Origin of the sequence: Epilithonimonas tenax DSM 16811, from assembly GCF_000428485.1 — a bacterium.
Taxonomy (GTDB): Bacteria; Bacteroidota; Bacteroidia; order Flavobacteriales; family Weeksellaceae; genus Epilithonimonas; species Epilithonimonas tenax.
The window spans coordinates 46,984-68,241 of sequence record NZ_AUAA01000008.1; the positions used below are offsets into that span (position 1 = coordinate 46,984).

Genomic DNA, 21,258 nt, shown 5'->3' on the forward strand with positions numbered 1-21,258 from the left:
TAATTACTTAAGCTCGCAAACTTGTTTGGTGTCGGTATTTTTCCCCATCTTTTTGCTGTTGTCCGGACGGTCATACTGGCAGCAAGAGTCCAAATCGTCATAGACTTTGTCTGATGCACGGAACATCTCGTTGTCATGTCCTGCTTCGGCTACGCTTTTAAGGATGGCTTTCTTGTCCGTTTTAGAAGTGTCATAACTTACGGTCAGGACTTTTTTTGTCATACTCCAGTGGGCTGACTTTACGTGTTTGTCTGCTTTTACAGCCGTTTCGATGCGTTCTTTGCACATTCCACAATTACCTTCTACTTTGGCTTTGAAGGTTTTTGTCTGCGCAGAAAAATTGGAAAATAGAAATATAGAGAGGAATAAAATGCCTGATTTTATGATTGTATTCATTTTGATTAATTTTAATTTGTTTGATGAGAAGCTCTTCGACTCCGCTAAGAGTGACATCTCAAAAATTGTACTTGTCAGTCCCGAGTTTGAAGCTATCAACTTGTCAGTCTGAGGCTCTCGAAGACTATATAAAGATAAAATTCAATAAAAATTAACCAAGTTTAGGCGGTTGCCAAATGATGAATGCTCGTGCTAATGGCGATTGAGAATCATAAGAATATTGATTTTCGATTTGGAAAATTGGCGTTCTCAATTTGTTATCGAAGTTATTCAAAACAACCGAAAATACGAATCCGGAACTGCAGGTTTTGCAAGTGTTACAATTGTCTTTACAATCTTTTTCGTTTTTGGAATCGTGATTGCAGGATTTTGATGATGCATCTTCTTTCGCACAACAGTCAGAAGTTTGAGTCTGATATTCACAGCAAGAACTCTGAGCAACTTGCGCATTGAAATTCTGCTTCGGAAATACAAAAATCCCCAAACAGAAAATCACCATCAAAAGTTGCAGTTTTCTCAACATCGTTTTGCAAAATTATGAAATTTAAATTACTCAAACGCAAAGGCGCAATTATTTTATTCTGACACTGATAAAAGTAGCAAAGTTTTAATTTGCGACTTTTAAACGCCAAATATTAAATTTTACTGCGCCTTTGCGATGTAAAACTTATTTCTCAGTTTTTACAAAAGGTTTTCTTCTCCAAAAATAAAAAACCAATCCTCCAAACAAAACAAGTGGCCAAATCGAAATCAGAAAAACAAAAATCTGCTGAATCAGATAAAATCCTTCTACAATAGCATTTTTCGCATCGAAGAAGAAATTGTATTTGTACTCGTTATCAACATTTTTTGTGTTCGCCACTGGGATTTTTGCGACACTTGTTTTTGGCTCTTTGATGGCAAGATCAACGGTTGAAAACTTGAGATGATCATCAAGAATTTCATCAGCGTATTTCTGAATATTCGCTTCAGAACTATGGCTGTCGTCAAGATTGATCTTATCTTTCCCTAATTTCATCTGCGAGATTTGAGCTTTCGTTTTTGCCTGTCTTTCAGATTCCAGTTTGGCTAATCGAATGCCGGCCGAAACGTCTTCTGCAGAGATGACTCTGGAATTGAGGAACACTTTTTTATCATTAATAAAACCCAAAAATTCGCCCAGTTTTTCAGTCGGAACCCGCACCTGCATACGGTTCTGATTCTGAAATTTTCTGATCAACATCGCAGATTCATCAGAAATGTTAAAAGTTTTTTCCGACAAAGTTTGCGCTTCCATCCTGCTTTGCGTTACAAATCCACCTAAAGAAACTAAATGTTTTTCTATGGAGATGGTGGCATCATAGACATTTTTAACTTCCATATCCACCTCTGCTGTTCTTACAAATTGTCTGTCTTTGATGTTTTGCGTCGCAACCATAGAAATGCTATCGGAAACAACTGCTGAGCTGTCAGGAGCATAGTTGGTGGTGGCATAGGCAGATTCTATCATTTCAGATTTTTTGCAGGCAACTAGAGTCAAAGCAATTAAGCTTATGGATAACCATTTTGTTTTCATAATAGATGATTGTTTGGGGTTAAGATTCCAAAATTGATCATTAAAATAAAAGTTATTCTGCAAATCGAAGTGATATTACTTGTAAATCTAATTTTCAGTTTTAAATAGTTGATAATGAGTATTTTGTAAAATTAATCTTATGTCAGTATTTGGGTTGAATCAATTTTAAGATTTAATATTTGATGAAAATCGTTAAATTCGATAAATTTTTTTTTATGAACACGTATCGTTGTGTAATTGTGGATGACAATGAATTGGATCGACTGACGATAACGAGTTATCTGTCCAGATTTGATGATCTGGAAATCGTAAAAGTGTGTTCAAACGCCACAGATGCGCTCGTCGCAACTGATAATAATGAAGTGGATATTTTGTTTCTCGACATCGATATGCCCAATATGAGCGGATTGGAACTTCGAAAAAAAGCGAAACAAGTCCCGATCTGTATTTTTGCAACAGATCATCCGGAATTTGCTTTGGAAAGTTTTGAGCTGGAAACTTTGGATTATTTGCTGAAACCGTACTCTTTTGAGCGTTTTTCTTTGTGCGTAAATAGAATCCGAGAATATATGCGGATCCGGACAAAAGCTATTCAATACGAATTTGAAGAAGAAAGAAATGTTTTCTACGTCAAAGAAGGTCACAAAAAAGTGAAAATTTTTCTGAATGATGTTTTATACCTGAATGCTTTTCAAAATTATACATTGATAGTGACTTTAACGGATAAACATTACGTTTTAATGAGCCTTGGATCTCTCCTGAAGGAAGTGAACTTTCAAGAATTTTTGCGTGTCCACAAAAGTTACGCGGTAAATCCGGATTATATAACTTCTATCAAGACAAAGGAAATTATTTTAAAATCTGAAACACCAATTCCAATTGGAAGATCTTACAAAGAAAATCTAAATCATTTTAAATGAAAAACTGCCCAATCATATTGGACAGTTTAACTTTAAAATTAAAAAATGAAGAAATTATTTTTTGATAATTTTATGGGTCGTGGATTTGTTCTCTTTATCATAAACTCTGAGAATATAATTTCCTGGAGTTAAGTTTTTTAGATCTACGGATTTTTTTTTAGATGTTTCTATATTTACTAATTTTCCGGCAATATCATATAGTTCTACTTTCTTAATCTCGTTCTTAGCACTTTGAATATATAGAATGTCAGTTGTTGGATTGGGATAGACGCTGACTTTAAGCTTGCTGCTCTCTGTGGTGCTTAAAATTTTATCTTCAAGTTTTACAAGCCATAAATCTCCTAGACCGTAATTGTCCGTAACATCGTTGCCTGCTGCTGTGTTGTGTCCAAAAACTAAAATATTTTCGTTATCAAGATATAATGCATCTCTGCTGCTTTCGGTGCCAGAACTACCAAGATTTTTTTGCCATATCATGTTACCCTGCTGATTGATTTTAACAATCCAGATGTCAAAATTTCCATAGTTGTTGGTAACATCATTGTCATTGGATATGCTGCTTCCAATAAGTAAAAAATTATTATCTGGCGTAGCGATCATATTAAACAAATTATCATTAGCTGTTCCGCCATATTTTTTCTGCCATTGTATATTACGTTGGGCATCCAGTTTCACTACATAAAAATCTACTACGCCAAAAGTGGTGGGAGTCACGGTTCCGTTATTTCCTAGAGCCACACCTCCGACTAACAGTCCGCCATCACCGGTAGGCAATACTTTCCATGCATTATCGTTGGAAGAGCTGCCGTAAGATTTTTGCCAAACGATATCGCCAGCCGGATTGAATTCTACCAGCCAAATGTCAGAATCCATGCCTGGTGTGCCATTATGATTGGTTACATCGCCGTCGCCGGAATAGGTTCTTCCGGACACAATGTAATTCCAGTTTGGTAACATTTGTATACTGTACGCCTCATCCAGAGAGCTTCCTCCATAAGTTCTTGAAGATAATAAATTTCCGGCATTATCCATTTTTACAACCCAAAGATCAGAATTTCCTTTTAATGGTGTAGTGATATCACCATCTTCAGAATTGGTAGTACCAACCATTATAAGATTACCATTTTGATCTTTCGTAATGCTTCTCAGAAATTCACCTTTCAATCCACCAACTGCTCTTGCCCATTGTTTGTTTCCATCCTTATCTACTTTTACTACCCAAGCATCACCATAATAATCATTGGGATCACCGTGATTATCGGTAACGTCAAAATCATATGAATCTGTATAGGCAATCATTACATATCCGCCATCTGTAGTTTGAGTCATATCATAAAAATCATCAAAGCCAGTTCCTCCAAAAGTTTTTGCCCAAGTAATATTGTAGTTTGCATCAAGCTTTACAAGCCAAAGATCATTAATTGGTGTTTCTGGGTTTCCTGCATGAGTACCAACAACATCACCGTCTAGGGAAGATGATTGCCCTCCCAAAATATATCCACCATCTGCGGTTTTTTCAATTCTGTAGCCTATATCATCATCACTTCCTCCAAAATGTTTATCCCAAATTTTTGTAGGAGCAGTTTGCGCATCTATAAAAGATAACCCCGAGCAGAGTGCCAAACCTAAAAGTAGAATTTTTTTCATAAAATCAATATTTATTTAATGTAATATTAGATGGTGATTTTTGATTGACAAAATATAATTGACAAACGACTTTTATAATTGATGAACAACAAAAGAAATGATATCATATTACTCATATAAAACTATATTTCTGACTATTAATAAGTATTTTTACAAGTAAATGATAAAAACTCTAAGATTATAACAAAATGTATTATCTAATGATTAATAAAATTTTGATCTTGTTTTTTCTAACGGCATTTTTTTTTTCTGATGCTCAGGATTGGGAAAAAATGACCCAATCTTTACAGTTAAAACTAAGTCAGAGCAAGTCGGAAAAGGAAAAAGTCGATTTGATGAATAAAATTGCTGGTAATCTTAGATATAATCAGATAGAAAAAGGATTAGGATACGGAAAACAAGCATTGTCATCTGCCAATAGAATTGCTTACAAGGAAGGCGCTGCAAAAGCATTGCATAATATTGGTCTTTTATATTATTATAAAGGAGATTACATAATGGCTTTGGAATATTATCTCCGAGCAAAAAATGTTTTTGATCAAATAAAAAATATAAATGGAACTTCTGATACAGAGTCTTCCATTGGATCTGTTTATTTTAGTCTCGGTCAGTACAAAAAAGCGTTGGAAATTTACAATTCTGCTTTAAAAAAATATGAAGAGAGTGGGAACTTAATTGGCACTGCACAAGTAAAAGATAATATTGGAACACTTCATTATTATCTTAATGACAAAAAGAAATCATTGAAATATAATCTGGAAGCCATCACTTTATTTCAGGAAGCTGCTTACACAGAAAATACGTCTTATTCTACATCTTTAACTAATCTTGGGGTCAATTATTTTGAAAATGGTGATCTGAAAAATGCTGAAAAATATTATAAAAAGTCAATGCTCATCAATCAAAAAATAGGAAACCAATACTTGTTGGCAAAAAACTATTGTAGTTTGGGAGATATTTTCTTCAAACTAAAAAATACAGAAAAGTCAGAGTCCTATCATCGTTCTGCATTAGAACTTGGAAAAAAAATTGGTAACCAGGAAGTGATCGCATATTCCAATGGGGACTTGGGAAAAACCTATCTGTTAAAAAGCCAGCAAGAATCTATTCAGCAAAAGAGAGAATTATTTGGAACAATAGCCATAGATTTCTTGGAAAAATCTGTCGCAGTCTTCAAAAAAACAAAAAACCTTCAGGCTTATCAGGAATATATGAAAGACTTGTCGGAAGCTTATACGGAACAAGGTCTTTACAAAACGGCGCTGAAGGCTTTTAAAGAACATTCTTTTTACAAGGATAGTTTATTCAACCAAGAAAAACTGAAAGAGTTCACCCGCAAAGAAATGGGTTTCGAATTTACAAAAAGAGAAGACTCTCTCAAGATGCTCAATGACAAAAAGATAGCAGTGAAAGATGCCACGCTAAAGGAGAATAAGAAGAAAATTTGGTTGTACATATCCGGAATATTTTTGTTATCGATTATTGGCGGAATGTTGATTTTTCAGAATAGAAATCAAAAGAAAAACAACCAAAAATTATCAAAATTAAATAAAGATCTACAAGCTGCCAATGACGTTAAAAATAAGTTTTTCAATATCCTGAATCACGATTTACGAGCACCAATCTCTAACGTTATCAAATTGTTGAAACTGTCGCAAAATCAAGAATTTGCTTTGGATAAAAAGACAAAATTACGATTGGAATCTCAAACGGTAGATGTCGCAGAAAATCTCCTTGTCACAATGGAAGATCTTCTTTTGTGGAGTAAAGGACAAATGCAGAATTTCAAATTGGATATTGATAAAGTGAGGCTTAATCTACTTTTTGCAGACTTGATGCAACATTACAACATAGAAGGCGAAGAAAAAATCGTTGTAGATATTCCGGATGATATCTCATTAATGACCGATGAAAATTATCTGAAAACAATCATTAGAAATCTAACTTCCAATGCCATAAAAGCGACCAATAATATTGAAAATTCAAATATTAGATGGACCGCTTTTTGCACCGAAAAATCTGTTATTCTAAAAATTATGGATAATGGAAAAGGGGCGGAAAAGTCAGATTTCAATGCCCTGTTTTCAGATGAGAAAGATTTGAGCGTGAAGTCCGGATTAGGATTGAGGCTTGTAAGAGAAATGGCGCTTGCAATTGATTGCAGAATAAAAGTAAATACAACTCTTAATCAAGGAACAGAAATAGTTTTGGAGTTTCCTAAAGCTGTGTAAAACCTTTTTTTTAGGAATATTAATTGCATTCTACAGAAAAACAAAATCTATGAACAGCACCATCTCCAAGATTAAAGGAATTTTCAAGCTTTTGAAACATATCGATATTGATCAGATTGCGAAGATCTCACAAAAAGTGGATCTTCCAAAACTGATGAATCAGTTCTCCAAACTGGATGAAAATCAAATCAATGGTTTGACGAAAATGCTGGATTCATCAGGTAAGAAAAAAGAATTGCCGCCCATCAATGGCGATTTTTATGAGCTACATTTGAAATTAACAGATGAACAAAGAGCCATCCAGCTTAAGGTGCGTGAGTTTATGGAAAAAGAGGCAAAGCCGCTGGTCAACGACTATTGGCTGCACGATGATTTCCCACACGAACTCATCCCGAAATTCAAAAAACTGAATCTTTGCGGTGTAACCTACGATGGGTACGGTTGCCCGAATTTACCATTCCTGATGGAAGGCATCATCGCAATGGAAATTGCCAGAGTTGATGCTTCATTGGCTACATTTTTCGGTGTTCAATCCGGTTTGTCAATGGGCTCCATTTATATGTGCGGTTCCGAGGAACAAAAACAAAAATACCTCCCAGGAATGCAGCAATTTGATTTGATTGGCGCATTTGGACTCACAGAGCCAGAGGTTGGTTCCGGAGCAGCAGGCGGACTCACCACAACCTGCAAAAAAGTTGAAGGCGGATGGATTCTTAATGGGCAAAAAAAGTGGATTGGAAATGCCACGTTCGCTGACGTTATTATCATTTGGGCAAGAGATGTAGACGATAATCAGGTGAAGGGTTTTATTGTAGAAAAAAATACGCCCGGATTTTCCGTTGAGAAGATCAGAGGAAAAATGGCACTCAGAATTGTCCAAAACGGATTGATCACAATGACAGAGTGTTTCATCGCAGATTCCCAGAAAATGGAGCACGCCAACAGTTTCAAAGACACCGCAAAAGTCCTGCAAATGACGAGAGCCGGCGTTGCGTGGATGGCTACTGGTTGCGCAAGAGGTGCTTATGAAAGTGCTTTGGACTACACCAGAAAACGAGAACAGTTCGGAAAACCGATTGCTTCTTTCCAGCTCATCCAAGGACATTTGGTAGAAATGCTGTCCAATCTTACGGCGATGCAGACTTTGGTTTTCAGATTGTCGGAAATGCAAGACCAAGATATGCTGAAAGATGAGCACGCTTCATTAGCAAAAGTCTTTTGTAGCCTTAGAACGCGTGACGTTGTAGCCCAGGCACGGGAAGTGATGGGCGGAAACGGCATTCTTCTGGAACATGATGTGGCCAGGTTTGTCGCCGATGCAGAAGCCATCTATTCCTATGAAGGAACGAAAGAAATCAATTCTTTGATTGTCGGCCGTTCGATTACGGGAATGAGTGCGTTTGTTTAACTAACTTATGATAATGGAATCTAATATTAGATTTCGTAAATTTACTCAGATGAAAAAATTAGTTTTTTTAATATTAATGACCTTATTTTTGCAGCAATGTGCGCAGAAAAAAGTGGACTTAACCAAACAACCAGAACAGAAAACAATGGAAGATCACACACACCAAAACAATCCTTACTACTCAAGAACCGATAAAACCAAACTCACGGTCTCTAATGAAGAATGGAAAAAAATCCTTCCGGCAGAGGTTTACGCCATCTCAAGAGAAGCCAATACAGAATATCCATTCACCGGAAAATACAACGAGTTTGATGAACTCGGCGAATATTACTGCGCTGTTTGTGGTAATCACTTGTTCAGATCCAGCTCCAAATTTGCAAGCACTTGTGGCTGGCCAAGTTTCTTTGAAGCGGACAAGGAAGGCGTGAGCTACAAACGAGATTCCACCCACGGAATGGAAAGAATCGAAGTTCTTTGCAAACGCTGCGATTCGCATTTAGGGCACGTCTTCAATGATGGTCCGCCACCGACTGGAACTAGATTCTGTATGAATTCTGTAAGTTTGGATTTTCAGCCAGATAGTAAAAAGTAGAATTATTTTGGTAGCTATTGACTTTGTCGAAAGCAATCTTAATTTTTTTATGGCAGCTTTTCCGCCTTCCACTCCCAATCTTTTTTGCAGACGATTTTCAGTTTAATAGAACTTGTTACCACGCAAAAAAGGATTTCCGCTCAAGTCGGGCTGCGAATCATTCGACATTTTAAAAGACTAAAAATCCTGAAACTATTTCGGGATTTTTTATTTGACAATGAACCCAAAATTTGCTCAATCTGCGAGAAAATTATCACCAAGAAATTAGCTGAATTAAACTTAATCATCCTTAATTTTGTACTTCTAAATCTTAATAAAATTGAAAACAATATTCATCACCGGAGCCACTTCCGGAATAGGAAAAGCAACCGCCATTCTCTTGGCAAAACAAAAAAACAGAATCATTCTCTGCGGAAGAAACAAAACCGTTCTCGAGGAATTGAAAACTGAATTATCAAAAGAAACGGAAGTGTACACTTTAAGTTTTGACGTCAGAAATTCTGATGAGGTTTTTGAAGCCATCAACGCACTACCCGAAGATTGGAAAAATATTGATGTTCTCATCAACAACGCAGGAAATGCCCACGGATTAGATTCTATCGCAGACGGAAATCCCGACGACTGGAATGCAATGATGGACGGAAATGTGAAAGGTCTGCTCTACGTTTCCCAGCCAATCATTAAATTAATGAAAGAAAAGCAAAACGGACAGATCATCAATATCAGTTCGGTGGCAGCAAGGCAGACTTACGCCAACGGTGTGGTTTATTGTGCTTCGAAAAGAGCCGTCGATGTGATCTCGGAAGGGATGAGACTGGAGCTGACAGAATTCGGGATCCGTGTGACCAACATCCAACCTGGCGCTGTGGAAACTGATTTTTCCAAAGTACGATTCAAAGGAGATGATGACAGAGCTGCTACTGTTTATGCAGGTTACGAACCATTAATTGCGGAAGATATTGCTGATGCGATTGCATATTGCATCAATGTTCCGGAACGTGTTTCGATTGCAGAATTTACTATCTATCCAAAAGCGCAGGCAGAACCAAGAACGATTTACAGGAAATAATGAAAGCATTTTTCAGTTTTCTATTTCTCGTTTGTTTCGTCTTCGGATTTTCTCAAAATAATTCAAAGCAGGTAAAAGCATTATTAAGTCAAGTTTCAAAGCTTGATGCGCTGATGCAGAATAATGATTCCCAAATTCTGGATTTGTTTTCTGAAGATGTTTCGTTCGGGCATTCCAACGGCTGGGTTCAAAATTACCAGAATTTCAAAGCAGATTTCGAGTCCGGAAAAGTGAAATATCAGTCTGTCAATCAATCCGAATTAAAGGAATTTAAAATCAAGAATAAATTCGCAAACGTCAGAAGAATCATCGCTGTAAAAGGACTTTACAAAAATGAAATCTTCGAAATGAAACTTTCCGTTCTGGAATTCTGGATCCACCAAAAAGGAATCTGGAAATTGTGGAGCAGGCAAAGTGTGACAATTAAAGTTTAGATTTTATATTGATACATTTCTAAATTGTTAAATTAGCGGAATGAAAATTCTCCACATAGAAACCTCCTCCAAAAACTGCTCCGTTGCCATTTCCGATGGTGAAAAATTGTTGTGTCTTTGCGAAGAAGTTTCCGATAATTACAAACAGTCAGAAAGTCTTCACAGTTTTGTAGAATGGGCTTTGGAAGGCGCAGAGATTTCTCTGAAGGATTTGGATGCGATTTCTCTTGGGAAAGGTCCGGGCTCTTACACAGGTCTTAGGATTGGTGCTGCTTCGGCAAAAGGGTTTTGCTATGGTTTAAAACTTCCGTTGATTGCGATTAATTCCTTGGATTCTATGGTAGAAGAATTTGTAAATCAAGGTTTCGAATTGATTATTCCGTTGATTGATGCCAGAAGAATGGAAGTGTACACCGCATTTTTTGATGGAACTTCCGGCGAAATGATAAAGGAAACGGAGGCTAAAGTCCTGGACGAAAATTCGTTTTCAGAATTGTCTGAGAAGAAAGTGCTGTTCATCGGCGACGGCGCAAAAAAAGCACAAGAAATTCTTAATCTTCCAAATGCAGCATTCAAATCCGATATTTTCCCTTCTGCAAAAGGATTAATTAAAAAATCAGTAGAGAAATTCAATCAAAAATATTTTGAAGATACCGCTTATTTTGAACCGTTTTATTTGAAAGATTTCCAAGGGATTAAGAAGGCAGACCGCATAAAAAAATCCTGATTGGGTCAGGATTTTTAAGTTTATTTCTTAGAAACTTTATAGAGTTTGCCACTGTCGGTTATTCCATAAAGATTCCCATCCATTCCGTTCAAAACATCCCGGAATCTTTCGTTTTGATCCAGAAGCAAACGTTCTTCGCCCACTACTTTATTGTCTTTGATGACGATTCTGTTGATGTGCTCGCCACTAAGGCAACCAATGAATAGGTTGTTCTTCCATTCCTCAATATTTCCTGTGTAGAAAGTCACACCGCTTGGCGAAACCACAGGATCCCAATAGTAAACGGGCTGTTCTGTTCCGGCTTTCTGTGTGGTTCCGTTGTTGATTTTTCCGCCGGTATATTCGATTCCGTAAGATACATCGCCCCAACCGTAATTTTTCCCAGGTTGGATCAGGTTGATTTCGTCGCCACCTCTTGGCCCCATTTCGATATCCCAAAGCTGTCCTTTTTCATCAAGAGCCATTCCTTGTGGATTTCGGATTCCGTAAGCATAGATCTCAGGTTTATATCCTTCTTTTCCGATGAATGGATTTCCGGGTGCCGGTTTTCCGTCTTTTGTTATTTTTAAAATTTTGCCGAGATAGTTATCCGTTTTCTGAGCGTAAACTCTCGTTTGTTTGTCTGATCTTTCGCCAGTACTCACGAAAATATTTCCGTCTTTATCAAAAACCAGACGGCTTCCGTAATGTTTGTCTCCGTCATACGTTGGCGTGGCGCGGAAAATTACTTTGACTTCAGCAATGCTTGTGAGATCCGAAGATAATTTTCCCTTGGCAACAGCTGTATGATTGCCATCCTGATAGGGTTCTGAAAAGCTAAAATAGATGATTTTATTCGTTTTGAAATCCGGATCCAGAGCCACATCCAACATGCCGCCTTGACCCTTGTCGTCCACTTTTGGAAATCCATTGATTTTGAAAACTTGTTTTCCGTCTGCTGAAACCACGTTCATAAAACCGGATTTTTCTGTGATTAAGAATCTTCCATCCGGCAAATTAATAATTCCCCATGGTTTGCCGAGTGCGGTACTCAGGACTTCTACATCGTAAGGCGTTACCGTTTTGACAGGTGCACTTCTGGTTTGACCAGCAAAAGCCGGTTTGTAATTTGTGTTGGGCTTTTCTTCCTGTGCAGTTGGTTTACTAGGCTGTCCTTTCCATTGGCAAGAATACAAAAGGAAGAAACAGGAAAAAAGTGTTGGTAATGTTGATTTTAGCATAAGATTTATTTTGTTGAAGAAGATGAAAAAATAATGCCACCAAATGGGAAGTGCAGTCAAATCTCTTTGCGTTCTCATTATAATGGATAAAGTAGCTTTTCTCTGGATCATTAGATTATCGATATTTGTTATAAATTAGACATATCGTTGTGTTTTGTTTATTTTTTTAATAAAAAAAATATATTTTTGATTAAAATTTGACAGATGAATAAAGGAATTAAAAAAATAAGCGTGATTTTCTTTTTAGGAGCTACGACACTTTATTTTGCACAAACTACAAAAGATAGCCTTTCTGGAGAGACATCAGTGGATGAAGTTACCATTATAGGATCCCGTAATAAAAAGAGAACGGTTACCAATACTGCTGTTCCTGTAGACGTGATAGATGTGAAGCAGATCAGCCAATCTACGGGTCAGGTAGATGTCAATCAACTTTTGCAGTTTGCTGCACCATCTTTCAACTCCAACAAACAGTCAGGATCCGATGGAGCAGACGCGGTAGATCCCGCAACTTTAAGAGGTTTGGGCCCAGATCAAACCTTGCTATTACTGAATGGAAAAAGATACCATCAGTCATCATTAGTCAATATTTTTGGAACTAGAGGTCGCGGAAATAGTGGTTCGGATCTCAACACAATTCCTGTGGGTGCCATAAAAAGAGTAGAGATTCTAAGAGACGGTGCTTCTGCACAATATGGTTCTGATGCGATTGCCGGTGTGATCAATGTGGTTCTGAATGATAGAAACCACGGTTTTGAAGGTAGCGCTTTCTATGGCGCCAATCTTTTTAAAAGTCCAGGAGATAATGATGTTGTTTCTGATAAAAAAATAGATGGCAATACCTTTGATTTCAGCGGAAACCTTGGAACAAAAATAGGAACCAAAGGCGGTTTTGGAAACTTTACGCTAGAACTTATCAATAAAGATTATGCCATCAGAAATGCCAATCCTGAAAAACATGACGCACCCAGACAACGCTTTGGTGATGCAAAATCAAACAACATCTACTTCTTTGGAAATGTAGAAGTTCCAGTAACAGATGGCGTGACATTCTATTCACAGCCCGGATTTTCTTACCGTAATACCAAAGCTTACGCCTGGACAAGAACGGCAGATGCAGATGGCAATATTCCTGAAATATATCCTGATGGATTCAACCCGATCCAGAATACTAAGATCTCAGATTTTACTTTTGACAATGGTTTGAAGTTCAAATGGGGCGATTGGGATTTTGATTTTTATAATGCATTTGGTAATAACAGATTTATCTACCAGATTGATAATACCATCAATGCGACTCTTGGGGTAAAATCACCGACGAGTTTTGACGCAGGTGGGCACTCGCTTTCTCAAAACGTGACAGGACTTAGTACCACCAAAGCATTTGATTTTTTAGAAGGGTTTAACCTTGCAATGGGAACAGAATTCCGCTCTGAGAAATTCAATATCATAAAAGGACAGGAGAGTTCTTACGCCAGTTATGACATCAATGGAAATGTGGCCACAGCAAATACGCCTAAAAATCTTCTGGTACAAGTTCCTGGAAGTGGGACAGATCCGGATACCAACCCTGTCCGATATCGGCCTGGTGGTTCTCAGGGTTTTCCCGGCTATTCTACCGAGTTAGGCAAAAGCAGGAATAACTTTGCCGCTTATGTAGACACCGAACTTGATATCACAAAAAACTGGATGATTAGCGCAGCCGTTAGGTTCGAGAATTACAGTGATTTTGGAAGTACTTTGAACGGAAAGTTTGCAACCAGATATAACATAACCCCACAATTTGCACTCAGAGGTTCTGTTTCTACAGGATTCCGGGCGCCTTCTCTGGTTCAGAAATATTACAGTTTACAGTTTACGAACTTTCAGGGCGGAAACCTAGTGACCGTTCAGCTGGCTTCCAATGACAGCGAATTAGCACAAAAGGCATACATTCCCCAACTGAAACAGGAGACTTCTCTTAATGGAAGCGCCGGATTTACCTTTAATACAGGAAAATTTACCGCTACAGTGGATGGATATTACATCAAAGTAAAAGACAGAATTGTTTTAACAGGAACATTTGATACCGACGATGATGTTATTGGCGAAACGCTTACAGAGATGAAAGTAGACCAAGCTCAGTTTTTCAGCAACGCTGTGGATACAAAATCCCAAGGTGTCGATGTTATTCTGACATATACCACAGATTTAGGTCCGGGCAAATTATCCACAACATTGGCCGGCAATTACAACAAAATGGAAATTACCGATGTTCATACACCGCCGCAATTGGCAGGAAAAGAAGATGTATTTCTTAGTCCAAGGGAAAGGGCTTTTATTTTGGCATCTGCCCCGAAAACGAAAATCAACCTGAATCTAAATTATAAAATTAAAAAATTCAATGCCAATCTGCAATTGGTAAGGTTTGATAAAGTGACTTTGGTAGGCTACAATGGTCCGGATGATTTCCAAATTTATACACCAAGAGTGACCACAGATTTTTCCGTAGGTTATGAATTTACAAAAAATCTATCTTGGACCATCGGAGGCAAAAACGTCTTCAACAGATATGCAACATTGCAGTATGGTGCTGTTTCTGATGGAAATACAGAGTCTGGAGGTATTTTTGATCCAGTTCAGATGGGCTTCTCCGGAAGACAGATCTTCACGCGAGTGAATTTTAAATTTTAATACAACGAACTAACTACTTCTTGGAAAGGATTCAATTTTTATTGAGTCCTTTTTTGATATTAATGCTATCCGTTTTGTTACTGTCTTTGTAATAAGTTTTGATGTATTCCAATTTCCCATTATCATCATAAAATTTCCATTTCCCGTGATAATACCAAAGTATTGACTGATGATCTTCTATCGTTTTGGAAACGCCTTTTTTTAGAATTTTACCATTTGGATAATAGAATTTTGTGCGTGTGATGCTGTCTTTGAATTTGTCTTTTTGATAAAGCGCACCATTAAGATAAACTTTCCAAACTCCGGTTTTTTCTCCCTTTTTATATTTTCCGATACTCACATACTTTTGATCAGGATAATCGTCTTTTTCCACCCACTTTCCAGTTTTCAACTTAACATTTTTTCTGACGGTTTGGTATTGATTCACTTCGTTTTTACAGGAAATTAGAGTCAAAAAAAAGAACATAAATAATTTTTTCATCAATTTTTTTTCAAAGATAACATAATTTCAAATTTTAATTCTACATTTGTAGAACAAAATACATATTTGTAGAATGAACGAGCAAAAACTGACAGACACCGAAATCATCTTAATGGAAATCCTCTGGAAAAAAGAAAAGGTTTTTATGAAAGATATTTTGGAAGATTATGCAGACCCGAAACCTGCCTCAACAACCATCGCAACCTTGTTGAAAAGAATGCAGAACAAAGATCTGGTAGGCTACAAACTTTACGGAAATTCAAGAGAATATTTCCCAAAAGTGAAGAAAGAAGATTATTTCCAAGGCGAAATGACTTCTATGATTGACCGTTTTTTCAACAGTTCCGTGAGCCAGTTTGCATCATTTTTCACATCCAATTCCAAACTTTCTCAGAAACAACTGAAAGAACTTAGAGATATTATCGACAAAGAAATAGAACCGTAATGGAAACTGTTGTTTTAAAAATGATTCTTTGTTCATCGTTATTGATTGCGATTTACTTTTTGTTTTTACAAAGAGAAAAGATGTTCCGTTTCAATCGGTTTTACCTTTTGTTTGCCGTGATTTTTTCTTACACAATTCCTTTTGTTAAGATCACTTTGCCTGCGATTTCAGAAAAGAAGAATCAATTAATTTTCGAAGAAATCACAACGCAGCAATTGATTCAGAAAACAAATCAAGCTTCGGATTTTAACTGGATGAATTTGATCTTAATAGCTTACATTTTTGTTTCAATTGTTTTGATTATCAGATTATTATTGTCAATTCGTAAAATTATCAAATTAAAAGGAACTGATTTGAATTATCAAAATCAAAAAGTAAAATTAATTGAAAAAGATCTACCGCCATTCAGTTTTTGGGACAAGATCTATCTTAATAAGAAACATTTTAAGGATCGGATAGACCACCGGATTTTCTTACACGAGAAAACGCATTTGATTCAAAAACACTCTTTGGATTTGATATTTATAGAAATCCTTCAGGTGATTTCTTGGTTCAATCCCGCCCTTTATTTTTACAAAAAAGCCATCAAAGACAACCACGAATTCCTGGCTGATGAGGTTATCGTCGAGACACAATTCAATATCAAAGATTATCAGAATCTGATTCTGTCTGAGGTTTTGACTGCTCAGAATCAATCATTAATCAACCAATTTAATTTTAGCAACACCAAAAAACGATTTATTATGATGACCACCAAAAGATCAAAATTAGAAAAGTTCAAAAAGCTGTTTGCCATTTCTGCCTTTGCAGGACTGAGTATTCTGTTTGTCCAAAAAGTGTATGCATCAGAAGTTACAGAGCAGAAAGAAAATGAGAAGCCAGACGTTGCAACTCTTGTTGATGAGAAAGATTACACTGAAAGTGACAGAAGAATGATGGAGATGTATAAGAGTGAGCTTAAAAAAGAAAGAATACCTCGTGCCGAGACTGTTGCAGAAGTAGTTGTAATGGATACAATTCCAGCCAATAAAACATCGAAAACAAGAAAACTTAAAGAAAACGAATTACCAATTCCACCACCTCCACCGCCGGCAAGCAAGAGTATAGCGGCTCAATTTCCGGAAGGAATCAATAGCCTTAGAATGAGTTTTTCGAATATTTTTGATTCATCAACATTTAAGGGAAAAGAAACGCTGAAAACTCACATTTATATAACAATCGATGAAAACGGCAAAACAACTGACATCAAAGCGGAAGGACCTAATCAAGCTTTCAATGATGAAGCTGTCAGAAGTATGAAAATTTCTACCGCTGACAAAGTTTGGAAACCAGCAATGGAAGATGAAAAACCCGTTGCCACAGTTTTCCAGCTTCCGATCACAATGAGTTTTCAATAAGTTAAAAGAAATACTTACGGTACTAAAACGTTCCTGATTTGGAACGTTTTTTCGTATTTTTGTGTTATGCAATTCAAACTTCAATCAGAATATCAACCCACTGGAGATCAGCCAAAAGCCATCGAGAAATTGGTGGAAGGCATTAATATTGGGGAAAAATATCAGACGCTTTTAGGTGTTACTGGTTCCGGAAAAACTTTTACGGTGGCTAATGTTGTGAATCAGGTTCAAAAACCGACTTTGGTTTTGGCGCACAATAAAACTTTGGCTGCCCAGCTTTTTATGGAGTTCAAGGAGTTTTTTCCGGACAACGCGGTGGAATATTTTGTGAGTTATTACGACTATTATCAGCCGGAGGCCTTCATCGCTTCGACTAACACTTATATCGAGAAAGATCTCAGCATCAATGAAGAAGTGGAGAAACTGAGACTATCGGCCTCAGCCAGTTTGCTTTCCGGAAGAAGGGATGTTTTGATTGTGGCTTCGGTTTCCTGTATCTATGGTGTGGGAAATCCGAAGGAGTTCGAAAAATCACTGATTACGATTACGAAAAGCGAAAAAATCTCCAGAACCAGATTGCTTAATTCATTGGTCAGTGCTCTGTATTCCAGAGCTCTGAATGAATTCCAAAGAGGAACTTTCCGCGTAAAAGGCGACGTCATCGATGTTTATCCGGCTTATGCGGACACTGCTATCAGACTTCAGTTTTTTGGTGATGAGATAGAAACGATCCAGAGTTTTGATCCGGTTTCCGGAAACGTGACTTCTAATTTTGATACCATTAATATTTATCCGGCCAATCTTTTCGTAACCACGCCTGAGACGATGCAAGGTGCGATCCGTCAGATTCAGGACGATATGGTAAAACAAGTGGATTTTTTCAGGGAAATCGAAAAGCCTTTGGAGGCCAAACGTCTGGAAGAAAGAACAGAGCTGGATCTCGAAATGATCCGTGAATTGGGATATTGCTCCGGAATCGAAAATTATTCCCGGTATATGGACGGCCGTTTGCCGGGTTCCAGGCCTTTCTGTCTGTTGGATTATTTCCCGAAAGATTATCTGATGGTGATTGATGAAAGTCACGTGACGATTCCGCAGGTCCACGCGATGTATGGAGGCGACAGAAGCCGTAAAGAAGTCTTGGTAGAACACGGTTTCCGTTTGCCAGCAGCGATGGACAACAGACCGCTGAAATTTCCTGAGTTTGAGGATATGCAGAATCAGGTGATCTATGTTTCCGCAACGCCTGCAGATTATGAATTGGAGAAATCCGGTGGGACATATATTGAGCAGATTATCCGTCCCACAGGTCTCTTGGATCCAGTTATAGAAGTGCGTCCAACGATGAATCAGATTGATGATTTGATTGAGGAAATCCATAAAAGAGAGGAAGCAGATGAGCGTGTGCTGATCACGACATTAACCAAAAAAATGGCGGAAGAGCTGACCAAATATTTTACGAAAGTGGGCATCCGTACAAGATACATCCACTCCGATGTGGAGACTTTGGAAAGAATCCAGATTATGCAGGATCTACGTCTTGGTCTGTTTGATGTTTTGGTAGGTGTCAATCTTTTGAGAGAAGGTCTTGATCTACCAGAAGTGTCTCTCGTAGCGATCCTAGATGCAGACAAAGAAGGAATGTTGCGTTCCCGAAGATCGATGATCCAAACGGTGGGCAGAGCGGCGAGAAACCTGAACGGAAGAGCTATTTTGTATGCCGACAAGATGACAAAATCTATGCAGGCTGCGATAGACGAAACGCTTTATCGCCGAGAAAAACAGATGCAGTATAATACAGATCACGGCAAAGTACCAATGGCGCTGAACAAGAAAATCAGTGAAAATCTGGTAGGACGCAGCAAAGATTTTCCGGACGAAAAATACACACAAAAAGTTTTGATGAAGGAAGTGGCAGAGACCAAAGCCAACTACGGAAGCGAAGATATCGAGAAAATAGTGGTCGCCAAACAGAAAGAGATGGAAGCCGCTGCAAAAAACCTGGATTTCATAAAAGCAGCAAAATTACGAGACGAAATTGCGGCGTTGAAAGCTTAGTTTTTCAGAAAGAATTTATAAAATTTCAACATATTTTTAGCTTTGCGTTTAAAGGCTTTTTTGTTGGTAAAATCAACGATCTTTTTCAGACAGAATTGATACGTATTTCCTGATAAGCGGGCATATTCTGCGCTGATGATCTTGATGATTTCCAGATCATTGGTGAGTCTTTCAAAATTGATAAGTCTTTTGCTAATGTCGATTTCTTCGTAAAAATTCATCCGGTTGAGGTCCACCAGATAAAAGCGGTAATTGCCATTTACCTTTTTGATGAGGAAGTTTCCGGAAGCATTATCAATAAAGATGATTCCGTTCTCGTGCAGCTGGAAAATCAGTTGCGTGTAGAGTCTGATGATCTCTTCCCGGTCTGTGAAATTAGGGTTGTAGAGCGCGTCGCCTAAGGTAAAAACATCTTCTAATTGCTCGCTGACATAATAGCTGGAGGTGACACCAATCAAATCGTGATTCTCAACAAAGGCGATTGGTTTGGGTGTGTGGAAACCTTTTTCAATCAGCATCTGAGCATATTCGTACGAACGCCTTGACTTGGATTTTCTGTAGTATTTGTAAACGTGACGGTTGATAATATTATGCTGTTTGAATGATTTAAAATTAAATTTCAAACCGTTGATAATGAAATATTTAACTACATTTCTGTTTCCGTGACCAACTACAACACCTTCATTTTTAAAATGTTTTAAAATATTTAAAATATCGTTTTTATATTGAGAATAATCTCCAGAAAGAACAAAGTTCATAGTGATGGTATTGTCGTTTGTAAGAAAGCAGAGTGGTATTATGGTAAAGACGTTTTGATAAGGTCTATTACTTTATCCAGATCTACATTATTTGTATTGATAGAGAAACTTTTGTCGTTGTAGGGGCCATAAACCGTTTCGTCCGTGACTTGGAAAAGTCCTACTGTTGGTACATTTACAGCGCTGGCTAGATGCATTACGCCATTATCTGCAGCAATGAACAGTGCACAATTTGCTAAAAATCCGCCCATTTCCCGGATGTCTGTACTGTAGAAATTCGGAATTTTAAAATTTAATTTTGAAATATTTTCTACGGGCAAAAGTTCTATGATGTTGTACTCTGGGAAGGCTGTTTTGAGTCTGTCATAGAAAGTATGCCACCATTCTTCGGAATAGATTTTGGCGCCGGTGGCATTGGTAAAAAGACAGATCGTTTTTTTATCGTTTTGGACGATTTTCTGAAGGTTCTGTTTGCCAGTTGCGAGTTCCTGTTGGTCTAAAATGATCTTTAATGACGGGATTTTAGATGTATTTTCAGGAAAATCTAATTCTGTCAAAAATTGCCTCAAATTGTAAATGGTTTTTTTTGCATCGTGGTTGTAATCCGGGTATTTTTCATTAAGTTCTTCATCGTGTTCTCCAAAAAACTTGTAAGTAGAGTTGGTTGCAAGAATGGATAATCGGCCAGAAGATGAGCCTGGGTTGGAATTGATCGCCAGATCGTATTTCCGAAACTTGAGCCGAAACCAACCTTTGATATATTGACCCAAACTGCTGAACGGCTTTTTGGGAAGCTGGTTATATCGATGGATGTTTTTGTAGTTTTTATAGATAATTGGTGTCACGCCGCCTTTTACAAAAAGATCAATTTTACTGTCCGGAAAAGTGTTGATAACTTCCTGAACCAGTGGTGTTAAAAGCAGAAGATTCCCTAATCTGTGGTTGGGTCTGGATATGAGAATTCTTTGAATTTTAACATCTTTTTTTTGCTTGAAGTCTGCAGACGATTTACCAATGTTTTTGGTCAGTCTTCGCATCAGTGATCTTCTGGCAGTATTTATTTTTTTCTTAATTTTCATAACAATATTTGCTAATTAGCTATCTTATAAATAAATGAAATTATGCCAAAAAGCCCCACAAAAATAATAAAAATTGAAAGAATTCTTAAGATAAAGACAGTTGTATATTTTGCGAGAAACCGTCTTAAAAAATTATTAGCGTCTTCTTTTTCACGATCTAAGATTTCG

19 protein-coding genes are annotated in these 21,258 nt (G+C 37.4%); 11 read left to right on the plus strand and 8 right to left on the minus strand.

Translation table 11 applies throughout. The features are described from left to right. Positions 1 to 3: 3 nt before the first annotated feature. From F564_RS0105630 to F564_RS0105640, 3 genes are all read right to left on the minus strand, one after another. Positions 4 to 396, minus strand: a complete 393-nt coding sequence (locus tag F564_RS0105630; protein ID WP_028121757.1) for a heavy-metal-associated domain-containing protein — start codon at positions 394 to 396, stop codon at positions 4 to 6. A 151-nt stretch (positions 397 to 547) separates the two neighbouring features. Then, positions 548 to 919: a hypothetical protein gene (locus F564_RS19835; RefSeq protein ID WP_051259576.1), complete on the minus strand. Its 372-nt coding sequence runs from the start codon at positions 917 to 919 to the stop codon at positions 548 to 550. Positions 920 to 1,063: 144 nt separating this feature from the next. Further along, positions 1,064 to 1,951: a DUF4349 domain-containing protein gene (locus tag F564_RS0105640; protein ID WP_028121758.1), complete on the minus strand. Its 888-nt coding sequence runs from the start codon at positions 1,949 to 1,951 to the stop codon at positions 1,064 to 1,066. A gap of 215 nt (positions 1,952 to 2,166) precedes the next feature. Here F564_RS0105640 and F564_RS0105645 point away from each other — a divergent pair, with 215 nt between their 5' ends. Continuing rightward, positions 2,167 to 2,871, plus strand: a complete 705-nt coding sequence (locus F564_RS0105645; protein ID WP_028121759.1) for a LytR/AlgR family response regulator transcription factor — start codon at positions 2,167 to 2,169, stop codon at positions 2,869 to 2,871. A gap of 54 nt (positions 2,872 to 2,925) precedes the next feature. On the opposite strand, the gene F564_RS0105650 is transcribed toward F564_RS0105645, so the two are convergent. Continuing rightward, positions 2,926 to 4,518: a T9SS type A sorting domain-containing protein gene (locus tag F564_RS0105650; protein ID WP_028121760.1), complete on the minus strand. Its 1,593-nt coding sequence runs from the start codon at positions 4,516 to 4,518 to the stop codon at positions 2,926 to 2,928. A gap of 200 nt (positions 4,519 to 4,718) precedes the next feature. On the opposite strand from F564_RS0105650, the gene F564_RS0105655 reads away from it, so the two are divergent. The 6 genes from F564_RS0105655 (at position 4,719) to tsaB (ending at position 10,979) form a co-directional block, all read left to right on the plus strand. Continuing rightward, positions 4,719 to 6,749, plus strand: coding sequence for a tetratricopeptide repeat-containing sensor histidine kinase (locus F564_RS0105655; protein ID WP_161625928.1), 2,031 nt, complete (start codon positions 4,719 to 4,721; stop codon positions 6,747 to 6,749). A 49-nt stretch (positions 6,750 to 6,798) separates the two neighbouring features. Next, on the plus strand, positions 6,799 to 8,157 hold the full coding sequence (locus tag F564_RS0105660; RefSeq protein ID WP_028121762.1) for an acyl-CoA dehydrogenase family protein: 1,359 nt from the start codon (positions 6,799 to 6,801) through the stop codon (positions 8,155 to 8,157). Between the two features lie 49 nt (positions 8,158 to 8,206). Further along, positions 8,207 to 8,749, plus strand: a complete 543-nt coding sequence (gene msrB, locus F564_RS0105665; protein ID WP_028121763.1) for a peptide-methionine (R)-S-oxide reductase MsrB — start codon at positions 8,207 to 8,209, stop codon at positions 8,747 to 8,749. A gap of 319 nt (positions 8,750 to 9,068) precedes the next feature. Beyond that, positions 9,069 to 9,818 carry an SDR family NAD(P)-dependent oxidoreductase gene (locus F564_RS0105670; RefSeq protein ID WP_028121764.1) on the plus strand — a complete coding sequence of 250 codons (750 nt, stop codon included), beginning with the start codon at positions 9,069 to 9,071 and terminating at the stop codon, positions 9,816 to 9,818. Beyond that, complete coding sequence (locus F564_RS0105675) at positions 9,818 to 10,252, plus strand: nuclear transport factor 2 family protein (RefSeq protein WP_028121765.1); 435 nt, start codon at positions 9,818 to 9,820, stop codon at positions 10,250 to 10,252. The genes F564_RS0105670 and F564_RS0105675 overlap by 1 nt, the downstream gene beginning before the upstream one ends. 40 nt (positions 10,253 to 10,292) lie before the next feature. Further along, a complete protein-coding gene (gene tsaB, locus F564_RS0105680; protein ID WP_028121766.1) occupies positions 10,293 to 10,979 on the plus strand; it encodes a tRNA (adenosine(37)-N6)-threonylcarbamoyltransferase complex dimerization subunit type 1 TsaB in 687 nt (228 codons plus the stop codon). Positions 10,980 to 10,999: 20 nt separating this feature from the next. On the opposite strand, the gene F564_RS0105685 is transcribed toward tsaB, so the two are convergent. Next, the gene (locus tag F564_RS0105685; protein ID WP_028121767.1) at positions 11,000 to 12,199 is read right to left on the minus strand and encodes a PQQ-dependent sugar dehydrogenase; all 1,200 of its coding nucleotides are present in this window, start codon (positions 12,197 to 12,199) and stop codon (positions 11,000 to 11,002) included. A gap of 204 nt (positions 12,200 to 12,403) precedes the next feature. On the opposite strand from F564_RS0105685, the gene F564_RS0105690 reads away from it, so the two are divergent. Further along, the gene (locus tag F564_RS0105690; protein WP_028121768.1) at positions 12,404 to 14,872 is read left to right on the plus strand and encodes a TonB-dependent receptor plug domain-containing protein; all 2,469 of its coding nucleotides are present in this window, start codon (positions 12,404 to 12,406) and stop codon (positions 14,870 to 14,872) included. A gap of 31 nt (positions 14,873 to 14,903) precedes the next feature. Here F564_RS0105690 and F564_RS19840 read toward each other — a convergent pair whose 3' ends face one another. Continuing rightward, positions 14,904 to 15,353: a hypothetical protein gene (locus F564_RS19840; RefSeq protein WP_051259577.1), complete on the minus strand. Its 450-nt coding sequence runs from the start codon at positions 15,351 to 15,353 to the stop codon at positions 14,904 to 14,906. Between the two features lie 73 nt (positions 15,354 to 15,426). Here F564_RS19840 and F564_RS0105700 point away from each other — a divergent pair, with 73 nt between their 5' ends. The 3 genes from F564_RS0105700 (at position 15,427) to uvrB (ending at position 19,253) form a co-directional block, all read left to right on the plus strand. Continuing rightward, complete coding sequence (locus F564_RS0105700) at positions 15,427 to 15,798, plus strand: BlaI/MecI/CopY family transcriptional regulator (RefSeq protein ID WP_028121769.1); 372 nt, start codon at positions 15,427 to 15,429, stop codon at positions 15,796 to 15,798. A 20-nt stretch (positions 15,799 to 15,818) separates the two neighbouring features. Continuing rightward, positions 15,819 to 17,195 carry a M56 family metallopeptidase gene (locus F564_RS0105705; RefSeq protein ID WP_228373866.1) on the plus strand — a complete coding sequence of 459 codons (1,377 nt, stop codon included), beginning with the start codon at positions 15,819 to 15,821 and terminating at the stop codon, positions 17,193 to 17,195. Between the two features lie 66 nt (positions 17,196 to 17,261). Continuing rightward, a complete protein-coding gene (gene uvrB, locus F564_RS0105710) occupies positions 17,262 to 19,253 on the plus strand; it encodes an excinuclease ABC subunit UvrB (RefSeq protein ID WP_028121771.1) in 1,992 nt (663 codons plus the stop codon). On the opposite strand, the gene F564_RS0105715 is transcribed toward uvrB, so the two are convergent. Together F564_RS0105715 and F564_RS0105720 are read right to left on the minus strand one after the other, a co-directional pair. Beyond that, complete coding sequence (locus F564_RS0105715) at positions 19,250 to 20,011, minus strand: BUD32 family EKC/KEOPS complex subunit (RefSeq protein ID WP_028121772.1); 762 nt, start codon at positions 20,009 to 20,011, stop codon at positions 19,250 to 19,252. The two genes, uvrB and F564_RS0105715, sit on opposite strands and share 4 nt — an antisense overlap. Before the next feature lie 38 nt (positions 20,012 to 20,049). Next, a complete protein-coding gene (locus F564_RS0105720; protein WP_028121773.1) occupies positions 20,050 to 21,090 on the minus strand; it encodes a glycosyltransferase family 9 protein in 1,041 nt (346 codons plus the stop codon). Positions 21,091 to 21,258: the final 168 nt, after the last annotated feature.